The sequence below is a fragment of the Pseudomonas sp. Pmew2 genome, assembly GCF_058129885.1.
Window position 1 is genome coordinate 2,076,092 of record NZ_CM176702.1, and the last position, 13,869, is coordinate 2,089,960.

At 58.1% G+C, this 13,869-nt stretch carries 7 protein-coding genes; 3 read left to right on the forward strand and 4 right to left on the reverse strand.

What is annotated here, in order from left to right; all coding sequences use genetic code 11:
• Nucleotides 1-128 precede the first annotated feature (128 nt).
• Entirely contained in the window at nucleotides 129-5,354 is a 5,226-nt protein-coding gene (locus AC4ANK_RS09615) for a dermonecrotic toxin domain-containing protein (RefSeq protein ID WP_031594814.1), read from the forward strand.
• 43 nt (nucleotides 5,355-5,397) lie between these two features.
• Here AC4ANK_RS09615 and AC4ANK_RS09620 read toward each other — a convergent pair whose 3' ends face one another.
• Together AC4ANK_RS09620 and AC4ANK_RS09625 are read right to left on the reverse strand one after the other, a co-directional pair.
• A complete protein-coding gene (locus AC4ANK_RS09620) occupies nucleotides 5,398-6,549 on the reverse strand; it encodes an acyl-CoA dehydrogenase family protein (RefSeq protein ID WP_004664374.1) in 1,152 nt (383 codons plus the stop codon).
• 3 nt (nucleotides 6,550-6,552) lie between these two features.
• Nucleotides 6,553-7,650 (reverse strand): enoyl-CoA hydratase/isomerase family protein, encoded by a 1,098-nt coding sequence (locus AC4ANK_RS09625; RefSeq protein ID WP_002552758.1) that lies wholly within the window; start codon nucleotides 7,648-7,650, stop codon nucleotides 6,553-6,555.
• 278 nt (nucleotides 7,651-7,928) lie between these two features.
• Here AC4ANK_RS09625 and AC4ANK_RS09630 point away from each other — a divergent pair, with 278 nt between their 5' ends.
• Nucleotides 7,929-9,608: an MFS transporter gene (locus tag AC4ANK_RS09630; protein ID WP_002552759.1), complete on the forward strand. Its 1,680-nt coding sequence runs from the start codon at nucleotides 7,929-7,931 to the stop codon at nucleotides 9,606-9,608.
• A complete protein-coding gene (locus tag AC4ANK_RS09635; protein ID WP_005733139.1) occupies nucleotides 9,605-10,762 on the forward strand; it encodes an HlyD family secretion protein in 1,158 nt (385 codons plus the stop codon). Before AC4ANK_RS09630 ends, AC4ANK_RS09635 begins: the two co-directional genes overlap by 4 nt.
• Nucleotides 10,763-11,077: 315 nt before the next feature.
• Here the strand turns inward: AC4ANK_RS09635 and AC4ANK_RS09640 are convergent, their stop codons facing one another.
• A complete protein-coding gene (locus AC4ANK_RS09640; RefSeq protein WP_005733138.1) occupies nucleotides 11,078-12,694 on the reverse strand; it encodes an inorganic phosphate transporter in 1,617 nt (538 codons plus the stop codon).
• Between the two features lie 116 nt (nucleotides 12,695-12,810).
• The gene (locus AC4ANK_RS09645) at nucleotides 12,811-13,830 is read right to left on the reverse strand and encodes a transporter (protein ID WP_002552763.1); all 1,020 of its coding nucleotides are present in this window, start codon (nucleotides 13,828-13,830) and stop codon (nucleotides 12,811-12,813) included.
• Between the last annotated feature and the right edge of the window lie 39 nt (nucleotides 13,831-13,869).

The following is a 13,869-nucleotide window of genomic DNA, read 5'->3' on the forward strand; positions in this document are numbered from 1 at the left end:
CGTGCGCCTGCGGACCCATTGCTTTATGTAACGCAGGCGCGTCGTGCTACCTCAATAAGCTGTTTCCTTTTCCTCTGCCACGTGCCCCGGCGCAGTGAGCGATGAGGGCTAGTCAAAGGAAACAGCACATGCCAACAGTACTTCCCTATTTTTTCAGCGACTCTCTGCGCAGCCGATTCACACAGGACATTCATGACGCAGTCGGCAGCTCACGCATCAGCAGTGAAGATGGCAAGTGGCTGCAATTATTGGTCGGAGTAAGTGTCGAGCCCAACAGCGATGCACCCCTTCCAAGAGCTGATCGGCTGATCATAGGCGACAATTCGCCCGCTAACGCCGAACTTGCGGGTGCCTTGTTAATCAGTGACCCCACGCCAGGTGTCGCGCCAGTCTTTTTGAGTACCCTGACCTTCGGGGTCGAGCGATTCGAGAGCCGCACTTCGCTGCTAAGTGCCTTGCAGCAGCGGTTTGGCGACGTCAGCGATATATCGACTATCGAGGCAGAGCGTGTCGAGGGCTCGCTCTTCGAAGCGCGTACGCTGGCGATCATGCGCCAGCAGGCCGGGCATCTGGAACGCCTGTTGGTCCAGTTGCAGGAGCTGCCGGACCTGCGAGCTGCGGCAGGCAAGGCCTTGCAGACGGCGTTAGTGCAGAGAGGCGTCGCAGACAGCGTCGACGTTTTCAGTCAGGTGGTGCAGATTCTGGGCACTGACCCCGGAGCCAATCCGGTGGTGTCATCGGTAGTGGGCACTCAGTATCTGGCTGATGCTGCTGTGCAGGCATTTTCCCTGAACGTTCTTCCGACGGGTCTGATACGGCAATTTCTGGATGCGCGGGGCCTTGTCTTGCCGCAAGCGCAGAGCGAGCTTTTCGAGCTGGCGCTGGCTGACGTGGTTTCGGGAGTCCGCGATGCATACGAGCAATTGCTGTCTGACTACTGGATGTCAAAACGACAGGACGGCCGTACAGCAAGAGACTTTATTGGTCATGCGCTCGCTGAGTGCTTTCTTCAGCATCTTCTATCGAGCCGGGCACATGGCACGATGACTGAAGCAGAGTATCGCTGTTTGCTCAGCCTGTTACCCTCGCAACCTGGCAATGCACAGTCGATACGCGTTCAACGGTTGTCAGTCACCGTTGCTGGACAGGAGCCTGTCAAGCTGGTGGGCGTGTTCCTGATTGATTTTCCCGCAGAACAGCCGTCGAGTGCGTTTCTCTACTTCTCGCTGTCGGGCTTCTTGCGCTTTGATGATCCGGCTCGTGCAATAGCGCACGTACTGAGCGACCCCTCACGTGCCGAGCTGCTGTTTTATTCATCCTTGAACGATCACCTTGCCATTAAAGAGAAGGGTAAGGTCGAGTCGTATCAGGATGCGTTAGCCAACGTGTTTTTCAGTGAATTCGCTGACTCTGTGATCGCTCTGCAAAAGCGCAATTTGCGTTATGTCCTGGGCCTGCCACCGATCCAATACGAAAAAAATCCGGTTCGGGTTGATGATGCACTGGATATTCGCGCACTACTGGATGGCCGGCTATCAAACCTCCACGACTCAGGGCGCTGGCGTCCGGAAGTGCTGCCCTTTGGCCAAACCTGGGGAGCCTCGATCCAGGCTAGCGTGGGGGAGCATCCGACGCTTGTTTCCGAGCCTTCTTACAACTGGATTGGCAAACTGAAGAAGCTTGATGTGTTGCTTGAGCGTGTTGATGTTCTACATGCCGGTGTAGAGGGCTGCATGCGTCACGCGCTGAACCGTTACCTGGCTGTAATTGGAGGACCACCTCTGGATGCCCGGGCCCTTTGGATCTTGCCGGCTGCCATGGATGCGGTGCCTGTGCGGCTGCTTTCGTTGGCGCTTGACCGCGTTTGTGGCTACACGCAGGACCCCCTGTCAGACAGCGTGGTGGTGGCAGGGCTGATAACTCCGGTTCTGAATCGGCCGTTGCAACGCCTGCCGTTGGCATTGCTCGAACACATACTGGTCTGTGTACAGGAGGAGTTTCCTCGCCGCTTCGAAGAGCAAATCAGCCAATTCTATTCACGTACGGTTCGTCAGCTGGATAGCAGCGAGCGCCCCGGTGTGATATCCGGCCTGGTCCGCGAGTATGCACTGCGCCTGGAATTGCTTGTTGAAAAGCGTACAGGTTTGCTTCCCGAGTCGGTCATCGAGAGCGTTCAGCAATTACTGGACCGGCCACTGCCTGGTCTCAGGGAGGCTCTGGGTGAGTCACAGGTCGATGCGTTCACCGTTTCTGTTCAGTTCGATCCTGAATCACCTGCAATCCAGGTGCCCAACGCGTTCGTGATCAATAACAGGCTTGCTCACAGCTCGCCCGCTCTGTGGGTACTGAGCAAGGGACTTGTAAGTTTCGAAACCCTGCAGGCACTGAAAGACTACATTGCTGCGCGGTTGACAGGTTTCGAACTGGTTTCGCACTTGTCGGGGGTTCTTGCCGAGCCGGACAGGCAGAGGCTGCTTGATCATCGTACCCGGACTGGCACGCTGGATCTCAAGGTAAAACTGCAACGCATTGAAGAGCATTTCATCGAAACGTTACAACGTGGCGAGGTGGAACGTCAGCGAAGCACCGTGGCGTATCTTTATCAGCAGGCCGTGACCTGGCGGGTACCGTCAGAACTTTTCGTCAACCTGCTGAGTGCAGGAGAGCGCGATGACCGAAATCGCCAGGCTCTTGGCTATCTGGGCGTTGCCATCCAGTTCATCATCTACAAAGCCATCGTCCCTTCATGGGTCAGCGAAGCGTCGGGGACTGATCAGATTACGCTGGTGAATGCCCTGCAGCGGTTCTATGTGACCTGTATCGGCCAGAAAGATTTTTTGTTTGATATACCCAGTCTCTATGACTACTCCTGCGAGCGACTGAAAAGCAGGTTCAACACTGATTTCACCGAGCCTCGCCCTGACCCTGAAAGCGTCCGGGTGACAATGGCGCATTACATTCCTGTCCCGGTCGCACCGGGGCAGACACCCCAGTCGATACCGGCGGCCACACAATCAGTCAGCGAAACCCTTGTGGAATATGCCATCGACCGTTTCCTGTCCAGGCAGGACGGGGTCATCCTTCTCTCATCAGCGCACGATAAGCCACTGAACGCGTCGCTCACTCCGGCTTACGTTCGTGATCTGGTGAGGTCGCTGGACATCGCTGCGGGTTACCGGAGCATGCTCGACCCGATCCTTGCCGCGACTGCTCCTGATTACCTCAAGCGACGCAAACTGTTCGTCGATCAGATCCCTTCGCTGGATATACTGCGAGCGTTTGCGCTCAGGCTCAAGAATGAGTTGTCCGAGCAAGCTTATACGGTTATCGAAAACGTTCTTGATATGCCTGATGCCATTGCACGCCTTCCCGTCAACGGCTGCAAGATGGTATTCAGCCCCCTGCAGTTGCTCCCTGCCAAGGAAGGCTGGGAGCCGACCCTCGTACTCAATACGTATCTGATGGGGCCGCATGAAAGCCAATCGGGACCGTGGGTGCTTTACGCGCCACTGCACGACGAATTTGTTTTCAAGGAGTACCCGGACCAGGCTGCGCTGTTGAGGGACATCCATACCTCTACCTATCTTCAAGCGTACATTCTGGATCGTGTTGATCCCCATTTGCGCAAAGTCTATGACAAAGGTGGCTTCGTGGAGCCGCATCTACCTTTCAGTGCAGAATCCTCTTTTGACGTGCCCTTTGATACTCCTGCAGCGGTGACCGTGCAAATCGATCCCTATAACGGTAACTGTCTGCTGCTGATGTTCGAGGGCGCTCTGGATACCCTGAAGTTACAAGTGCAACAGCACAGCGTCACTAATGCCGAACAGCGCCGCGCTGCTTCCCGGTACCTGTTCACTCTGGGGGCCGAGCAAGTCATGGCACTGATGCCGGGGCGTCTGGGTGCATTGGTTGGTATCATCCAGGGGCAGGCGCTATTGAATCTGTCGGTCATCTCGGCCGGGGGGCAGCACTGGGGCAAGGCCCTGTCGGAGTTCATGGCTGCCTTGAGCGTAATGATCTCTTCCGGGCAGAACTCTTCGGCATTCACATCACGTACGGTTGACGAGACCAGCACGTTACCGGACGACGCTGCTCTGTCCGACACGCTTTTGCAACTGGAAGATGAGCCCAATGAGTCCGGGTTTTCCTGGAGCAATAGCTCACTGACGCAGCAGATAAGAGACCGCCTGCGCGAATTCGAAGCTCATGAGATCGCCTTGGACACGCTGCAAAGGGATGAGCTGTTAAGTGTCTACCGCGATCCGGCCACCGATAGAAAGTATGCAGCCATTGGTGGTAAGACCTATGAATTGCAGTCCGATGAGGACGGTTGGTTCATTATTGCGGGCAAGAAGATTGGCCCCTCGGTCAGTCTTGATGCCGATCAGCAATGGAAACTCGATATTCAGGGCGGACTAAAAGGTGGCGGTGGTGCACTTACCCGTATTGAAGGCAGCGTCATTGATGATCTGGTTGACGACCTGATAGTCATCAATGCTCGAGGTATGTCCGAGATTCGACATTCCTATCGAGAAATGGCCCAGGCCATCGAAGATGCATATGTTCAGGCTCAGCATTATCTGGAAAACTGCCTGGCCAACCTGACCAGGCGATTGCCGGACGGAAAGCCAGATCCACGGACGGAAAAGATACTGGCTGATTTTTTTGCTCAGAAGGTCCCGGATGAGCATTTATATAAAGTCACCAAAAAGGCCGTTACCAAGATTTACGAGGAGTTGATGAGCCCTTCGATGTCGCCTATCGACTCCAAGCGTTACGTGGTCGGCATTAACCGGGTGGGCAACGAGTCCGCCAGTGCGTTTATCTTCGAAGCTGACCCATTAAGGCGGGTTTTTCTGACTGAGCAGTTCTTTCGTTTGCCTACCTACCGTTTCAAGCTCAACGTCATTCGCTCGGGTGAATTCAAGCATGGTCCGCATTATCGCGCCACGATCCTGATTCATGAGTTATCTCACCTGGTGCTCAAGACTGACGACATTGCCTATCTCGAATCTCAGGCGCCATTTGTTGATTTACTGGATGATGCATCGGAGTATCGACTGCGCATCAGAAACGAGCTGACCTATCAACAGCAGAAGACCCTGTCCTACCACACTGACCGCGACAAACTGTTCAGGCAGCTGGATGAAGACGCGTGGCGCGACTTGAGGCGAACGGACGGTAATGGTAAGCAGACGATTCTGCGGATAGCGGGTAAGAAGACCCTAGATGAGGCCCGAGACGTGTTTTACGACGATGTTCGCAAGCGTATCGACATCACGCTTAAAAACGCCGACTCGGTCGCGTTGCTGGTGACACTGCTTGGGCGGGAGCGATTCATGACGCGCTGACAGCATGCCCCGGCGACAGGCATCGCCGGGGCAGTCGCGTTTATCAGACCAGGTAGTGACGCAGTTCGCGGGCAATCAGCAGACGCTGGATCTCACTGGAGCCTTCGTAGATCTGGGTGATGCGCGCGTCGCGGTAGTACCTTTCGACAGGGTAGTCTTCCAGGTAGCCGTAGCCGCCATGAATCTGGATTGCTTTGGAACACACCCACTCGGCCATTTCCGAAGCGAACAGCTTGGCTTGCGAGGCTTCGGACAGGCACGGCTGCCCGGCGCTGCGCAGGCGCGCGGCATGCAGAATCAACAGCCGCGAGGCATTGATGCGGGTGTGCATGTCGGCCAGCAGGTTGGCGATGCTCTGGTGCTCGATGATCGGCTTGTCGAACTGCACACGTTCACGCGCATAGGCCAGCGCGGCTTCAAACGCGGCGCGGGCGATGCCCAGCGCCTGCGCCGCGATGCCGATACGGCCACCTTCCAGATTGGAGAGGGCAATGGACAGCCCCTTGCCGCGCTCGCCCAGCAGGTTGGCCGCCGGGATTCGGCAGTTGTTCAAGGTGACAGCGCAGGTGTCGGACGCCCTGATGCCCATCTTGTGTTCGCTGCGGTCAACCACGAACCCCGGGTTTTCGGTGGGTACCAGAAACGCTGACAGGCCCTTTTTACCAAGCTGCGGGTCGGTCACGGCAAACACAATGGCCAGTTGTGCGCGTTTGCCGTTGCTGACGAACTGTTTGGCACCATTGATGACCCACTCATCACCTTGCAACTCGGCACGAGTGCGCAGGTTATGTGCTTCGGAGCCCGCATGCGGTTCGGTCAGGCAAAAGCAGCCTATAGCCCGACCGGTGGCGAGCTTTTCCAGCCAAGTGTGTTTCTGCTCATCAGTCCCGTAATTGAGCACTGGCCCGCAGCCAACTGAGCTGTGTACGCTCATCAGCGTGCCGGTAGCTGCGTCGGCAGCGGAGATCTCTTCAACCGCCAGCGCATAGGCGACGTAGTCGATGTAAGTGCCGCCCCATTGCTCCGGCACCACCATGCCTAAAAGGCCCAGCTCGCCAAGTTTGGCGACCAGCGCATCATCGATCCAGCCAGCCTTTTCCCAGGCCTGGGCGTGCGGGGCGATTTCGTTGCGGGCAAAGTCGCGCGCCATGTCGCGAATCATTACCTGTTCTTCGGTCAATTCAAGGTCGTGCACGACTTAATTCTCCACACCGCTGAAGAAACCCTGCACATGCGCGCTGCTGACGTCCTGCGCGCTGGCGTGTTTCCATTGCGGCTTCTTGTCTTTATCGATTATCAGGGCGCGTATGCCCTCAATCAGGTCGCCACGCTCGAACCATTGGCGGTCCAGGTGCAGTTCCATGGCAAAGCATTCCTGTAGTGGCAAGTGACGGCCACGACGGAGCATTTCCAGGGTCACGGCCATCGCCAGCGGCGAGTGACGCTTCATGCGGCCGACGGTATCCAGCGCCCACTCGCGGGTGTCGCCGATGACCACCTCTTGCAACTGCTCGAGTATGCTGGGGATATCCGGCAAGCCGAAAAAATGATCAATCGCCGGGCGCAGGGTTTCCAGAGGCGGGTAGGGCAGGCGCTGGGTCGCCAGCTTGGCGAGGGCACCCTGCAGGTCCTTGAGCGGCGTCGATTTCCATTTCAGGTGGTCGAGCATGTGGTCGAGGCGCGGCAGCATTTCGCTGTTCATCGACCAGTTGGCAAGCCCGCAGTACAAGGCATCGGCAGCGCCGATCTGGGACCCGGTCACGCCCAGCCAGGTGCCCAGCTCGCCTGGAAGACGCGACAGGAAATAACTGCCACCGACATCCGGAAAGTAGCCAATGGCGACTTCCGGCATGCCTAGCCGGCTGCGTTCGGTTACCACGCGCAGGTCAGCGCCCTGGACAAGGCCCATGCCGCCGCCCAGCACCAGACCGTCCATCAGGGCCAGTATCGGTTTGCGGTAACGGTGAATGGTCAGGTCCAGCTCATACTCTTCGGCAAAGAATGTGTAGTGCAGGTCCTGGCCGTTCTGATGGCTTTCGTACAGTGAACGGATATCGCCGCCAGCGCAGAATGCTTTGCTACCTGCGCCGCGCAGAACCACTGCATGAACAGACGGGTCGTCAGCCCAGAGGTCAAGCTGCTGGCGAAGTGTGCGGACCATATCCAGATCGATTGCGTTCAGGCCTTCCGGGCGATTGAGGGTCAGGTGACCCATGTGGTTACGCACCTCGACAACGATCGAATCCCGGCTGGAGGGTTGCCGAACCGGGCGGGCCGATGAAACCTGTGAACTCATTCTGAACTCCTTGTTCGGTTGCGCTTTCTTCTTGTTCGAGTCTTGTTGGAGCATCGCAGAAGATCCTAGCAGCGCAAATGTGCAAAGCAAAACTGCGTTTAAGCATAGCCTGAAGTTTTACAAAGCCACTATTTAGAGCGTTTGCGGCGAGACTGAGTTTAATGCGCCGGGCTGACCGGGGTGAATCATTGCCTGGCTGATGAGTATTATGACTGTCATTAGTGTCACAAAAGGGAATTCCTCGGGTGCACCCATGAAAGTCTCCATGACCGTTCTCTATGACTGATAAATATGCCCCGCGCGAGTGGGCCGCCCATGAGCGTCCAACCATGCCCGGCTCGCCTTCGACGCCTCTGCATTCCGATGCGCGGCGCTGGGCATTTGCGCTGGTGGGGGTGATCGTCGCGCTGACTGGCGGGCTCGGCAACGCGCTGGTGGTTGCCAACCTGCCCTATTTGCAGGGTGCGCTGGGTGCGACGTCGCAGGACATCGCCTGGTTGCCCGCTGCGTACATCATGACCAATGTGTCGATGAACCTGCTGCTGGTGAAGTTTCGTCAGCAATTTGGTTTGCGCGCGTTCACCGAACTGTTTCTAGTGCTTTATGCACTGGTGACGCTGGCGCACCTGTTCGTCAACGATATTGATTCAGCCATCGCCGTGCGTGCGGCGCACGGCATGGTTGGCGCTGCACTCAGTACCCTTGGGCTGTATTACATGATTCAGGCGTTTCCGCAGAAATGGCGGCTCAAGGCGCTGGTGCTCGGGCTTGGCACCGCCCAGCTGGCGACGCCGCTGGCCCGGCTGGTGTCAGAAGACTTGTTGCAGATCGCCCAGTGGCGCGGTTTGTATCTGTTTGAACTGGGTATGGCGCTACTCTCGCTGGGTTGCGTACTGCTGCTCAAGCTGCCACCGGGTGATCGTTTCAAGGCGTTCGAAAAGCTGGATTTCCTGACCTTCGGCCTGTTGGCTGGTGGTTTTGCGCTGCTCTGTGCCGTTCTCTCGCTGGGGCGCATTGAATGGTGGCTGGAAGCGCAGTGGATAGGTCTGGCGTCGGCGGCCTCCATTGTGCTGATCTGCGCCGGACTGGCCATCGAGCATAACCGAAGCAATCCGTTGCTGATCACGCGCTGGCTAGGCAGCGGGGCGATTCTGCGTCTAGGGCTGGCCGTTATCCTGTTTCGCGTGGTGCTGTCCGAGCAGTCAGTGGGTGCCGTAGGCTTTCTTCAGGCGCTGAACATGGGCAGTCAGCAACTGCACACGCTGTACATGGTGATGTTGCTGGGCAGTGTGGCCGGGTTGGCGGTCAGTGCGCTGACCATCAACCCTGCGCACCTGATCAAGCCATTGCTGATTTCTCTGGCGATGATGGCAGTCGGTGCCTGGATGGACAGTCATTCGACCAATCTGACCCGTCAGTCGAACATGTACCTCAGTCAATTCCTGCTGGCATTCGGCGGTACGTTTTTTCTCGGTCCGACGCTGGTGCTGGGGATCAGTGGTGTACTGGCCAACCCGCGCAACATGGTGAGTTTTTCGGTGTTGTTCGGGATCACACAAAACATTGGCGGCCTGATCGGGTCTGCTGCACTGGGCACTTTTCAGATCGTGCGCGAGAAGTTTCACTCCAGTCACATCGTTGAGCACCTGACCCTGATTGACCCGCTGGTTCAGGCGCGATTGCAGAGCTACAGCGCCAGTTACAGTTCGGTTATTGCCGACCCGTCGCTGCGCAACACTCAAGGCATGCGCGCAATGGCTACGGCTGCGACCCGAGAAGCCAATGTGCTGGCCTACAACGATGTGTTCATGCTGATCGCCCTGATTGCCGTACTGACCATGATCTGGATTTCAGCCCGGGTCCTGTGGCTGAAAATGACCACTCAACCTTTGGCGTTGGCACCTGTAGCACCTGCCGCTTCGCCTTCCGTATCCAATTCCGGCGTTAAATCTTCATGAACGAATCCACGACCTCAGATACAGAAGCAACCCGCAGCGCGCCGCCACCTGCACCGTTGACGTCGCCGGTGACCAGCAAGCCGCGCTCGACCCGCAAGCGAGTCGTGTCTTCGGTGATTTTCGCTGCCGTCGCGCTGGTCGGGGTGCTGGTTGTGCTATACGCCTGGCAACTGCCACCGTTCGCAAGTCCGATCGAGAGCACCGAGAACGCCCAGGTAAAGGGCCAGACCACGCTGATCGGGCCGCAGTTGAGCGGGTATGTTTACGAAGTGCCGGTTCAGGACTTCCAGTTCGTCAAGGCCGGCGACTTGCTGGTGCGTCTGGATGATCGTATTTATCGCCAGCGCCTGGATCAGGCCATTGCGCAACTGGCGGTACAGAAAGCCTCGCTGGCTAATAACCTGCAACAGCGACGCAGTGCCGAAGCGACCATCGGCCAGCGCCAGGCTGAACTGCAGAACAGCATCGCCCAGAGCCGCAAGAGTGCTGCCGATCTGCGCCGCAATCAGGCACTGGTGACCGATGGCTCGGTATCGAAAAGCGAGCTTGATGTGACCCGTGCTGCCGATGCGCAGGCAAATGCCGCGGTCGCTGAAGCCAGGGCGGTATTGCAGATCGCCCGCGAGGATCTGCAAACGGTGATCGTCAACCGTGGCTCACTGGAAGCTTCAGTGGCCAATGCTCAGGCGGCCATCGAACTGGCGCGCATCGACCTGGACAACACCCGCATTGTCGCCCCGCGTGACGGGCAGTTGGGGCAGATCGGCGTGCGCCTGGGTGCCTACGTCAACTCGGGTGCACAATTGATGGCGCTGGTACCCGAGCAGCGCTGGATCGTTGCCAACATGAAAGAAACCCAGATGGCCCATGTGCGCCTTGGCCAGCCGGTAAGCTTTACCGTCGATGCGCTCGACGGTCACGAGATGCACGGCCACGTACAACGAATTTCGCCTGCCGCAGGTTCTGAATTCAGCCTGCTGCCTGCCGATAACGCGACCGGCAACTTTGTGAAGATTTCCCAGCGCATCCCGGTGCGCATCGTGGTCGATGCCGATCAGCCAATGCTCGAGCATTTACGGCCGGGCATGTCGGTGGTGGTGAGTATCGATACCAGTGTAGAGGGTGATGAACCATCGGGTCCCGAGGCACGATAATCTCGCCACCCCTATCGTGCGACGCAGAGCGTCGCGACCTGCATTCCCACGCTGGAGCGTGCGGAACGATCATCGCAACTATCGTGCGACGCTCCGCGTCGAGACCTGCATTCCTACGCTGGAGCGTGCGGAACGATCATCGCAACTATCGTGCGGCGCTCCGCGTCGCGACCTGCATTCCTGCGCTGGAGCGTGAGGAACGATCATCGCAACTATCGTGCGACGCTCCGCGTCGCATGCATTTCTGGACGCTCCGCGTCCTCTTTGCGACCTGCATCAAGACTTGATGGCAGCAGGCACCGCTCGCTGAAGACCTCAAAACAGTTTGCTGAACACCCAGTACAGCGAACCCGAAAGCAGGATGGCAGCCGGCAGGGTCAACACCCAGGCGGTGGCCAGGTTGCGTAAGGTGCGCATTTGCAGGCCTGAACCGTTGGCGACCATCGACCCCGCTACCCCGGATGACAGCACGTGGGTGGTCGATACGGGCAGCCCGTACATGTCCGCCGCGCCGATGGTGAACATCGCCACGACTTCTGCCGACGCGCCTTGTGCGTAGGTCATGTGCGTCTTGCCTATGCGCTCACCTACCGTCACGACGATGCGTTTCCAGCCGACCATCGTGCCCAGCCCCAAGGCGATAGCGACCACAATCTTGACCCAGGTCGGAATAAAACGCGTCGCGCTGTCGATCTGCCCTTTGAACGCATCGAGCTTGGTCTGGGTATCGGCGTCGAAATTGCCTACCTTGTTCTTATCCATCACCCGAATGGTTTCCGAGGTCAGGTACATGTCGTTTCGAACGTTGGTCACCGCTTCCGCAGGCACCTTCGAGAGCGAGCCGTAACTGGCGACCTGATTGCCGATCTTGCCGGTCATGACCGCCAGCGCAGGGATCAGGTCGGGGCCTGCCTGTTTGCTGACCAGATAATCCGACAGGGTCTGGCGCGAGTCAGCCGGGGCAGGCAGGGGAGCACTGCGCATCAGTGCCTGTTGGGTGACCTCTGCCACCGCGCCGAACTGAGTGGCCTGATCGGCCGGCATGGTGCGGTTGAGCGCATAGGCCATCGGCAGGGTACCGACCAGAATCAGCATGATCAGCCCCATGCCTTTCTGCCCGTCATTGGAGCCATGAGCGAATGATACGCCGGTGCAGGTCACGATCAGCATGGCGCGAATCCACAGCGGTGGCGGTGCATTGCCTTCTGGTGCCTTGTACAGCGCGCGGTTCTTGATGAACATGCGCATGGCCAGCAATAGCAAGGCGGCACAGCCGAAACCCACCAATGGAGACAGCAGCAGCGAGTAGCCTATTTTGGTTGCCTGAGACCAGTCCACGCCGCTGGTCCCGTCCCGTCCGTGCATCAAGGCGTTGGCGATGCCGACACCGATGATCGAGCCGATCAGCGTATGCGACGAGGACGCTGGCAAGCCCAGCCACCAGGTGCCCAGGTTCCAGATGATCGCCGCGATCAGCAGGGCGAAGATCATGGCGAAGCCTGCCGATGAGCCGGTTTGCAGAATCAGCTCCACCGGCAGCAGTGCGATGATGCCGAACGCTACTGCACCGCTGGAGAGCATCACGCCGAGAAAGTTGAAGAACCCCGACCAGACCACCGCAAAGCCGGGTGGCAGGGAATGGGTATAGATCACGGTTGCGACTGCGTTGGCGGTGTCATGGAAACCGTTGACGAACTCAAACCCCAGTGCAATCAGCAACGCCACGCCCAGCAGCACGAACGGGGTCCAGGTGGTAACCACCGTGCCCATGTCATCGACATCCTGCTTGAGGCTGTAGCCAGTAAATAGCAGGCCGGCGATGAGTATCGCGAAGAAGATGACCATGGTCAGTCGACCCGGTTTGCGCCCGAAGTGAGTTGCCGACAGGCCCGCCCGGCCCGTCGCATCGGGAGAAAGTGCGTTTATAGCCATGTTCGCAATCCTGATTGAAAGAATATTGACATGGTCATTGCAAAATGTGACAGAGATGCGACATGCGAGTAATCAGTGGCCTTTTGCGCCAGATTTCTGACAACCGGCAGGCCGGGTCAATAATCGCCACGTTTGCGAAATGCCCAGCGTCCCGCGACCAGCGTAAACGTCGCGACCAGTGCCACCAGAATCCAGAAGCCTTCAGGGTCGGACGCCAGTGGTACACCCCCCACGTTCATGCCGAAAAAGCCCGCGACAATGTTGATCGGCAATGCCAGAACCGTTACCACGGTCAGGGTAAACAGGGTTCTGCTGCTCTGTTCGTTGAGGTTGGCGGCAATTTCTTCCTGCAACAGTTTGATGCGCTCGCCCAGTGCCGTGAGGTCGTTGATCACCAGCGAGGACTCTTCGATGGACTGACGCAACGCCTGGACATCCTGCTCGCGCAGCCATTGCGGAGGCTTGTGCAACAGGCGCATCAAAGAGCCCGGTTCCAGCGCCAGCAGACGCTGCAGTCGCACCAGCACACGGCGCATGGCACCGAGTTCGGAGCGATTGTTGCTCAGTCGCTGCGAAAGCAACTGGTCCTCAATGCGGTCGACGTTGACGCTGGTCTTGCGCAGAAACTGGGTCAGCACTTCGCCCTGATCGCTCAGCAGGTGAGCGAGCAGTTCCAGCGGTGAATCGAACTGTTCGCCGCGTTTGACCGCCGAGCGCAACTTGTCTACCGAACGCAGTGGCTGCAGCCGGGCGGTGATCAGCAAGCGCTGTCGAGCGCAGACCCACAAGGTCGAGATGTCGGTCGAGAGCCTGTTGAAATCGAACACCACATCGTTGACTACTGCCAGCAACGTGGCGTCGACGTGCTCGATTCGGGTGGAACGCGAACCCTCGTGCAGGGCCTCGAAAAACTCTTCTGGAAGGTCCAGATGGGTTTTCATCCAGCGCTCGCAGGCTGCGTGCGACAGGTTCAGGTGCAGCCAGATGAAGTCGTTCTCTTCGGGAGGATTTTGCAGGTAATCCAGCGCGGCGGCCGAGCCGATTTCCTGGCCACTTTCAGCGTGGCGAAAACGGAAGCCGTAGAGCAGACCGAAAAGGTCGGAGTCCTGATGGTGGTGCGCGATACTGTGGTTCATGGCTGTCCACGTGCGGCCTGGCCCGGGCAGGGAGGCGAA

Coding starts and splice junctions, on each gene's coding strand:
- AC4ANK_RS09615 (WP_031594814.1), top strand. CDS start 129: ATGCCAACAGTACTTCCCTATTTTTTCAGCGACTCTCTGCGCAGCCGA.
- AC4ANK_RS09625 (WP_002552758.1), bottom strand. CDS start 7,650: ATGAGTTCACAGGTTTCATCGGCCCGCCCGGTTCGGCAACCCTCCAGC.
- AC4ANK_RS09630 (WP_002552759.1), top strand. CDS start 7,929: ATGACTGATAAATATGCCCCGCGCGAGTGGGCCGCCCATGAGCGTCCA.
- AC4ANK_RS09635 (WP_005733139.1), top strand. CDS start 9,605: ATGAACGAATCCACGACCTCAGATACAGAAGCAACCCGCAGCGCGCCG.
- AC4ANK_RS09640 (WP_005733138.1), bottom strand. CDS start 12,694: ATGGCTATAAACGCACTTTCTCCCGATGCGACGGGCCGGGCGGGCCTG.
- AC4ANK_RS09645 (WP_002552763.1), bottom strand. CDS start 13,830: ATGAACCACAGTATCGCGCACCACCATCAGGACTCCGACCTTTTCGGT.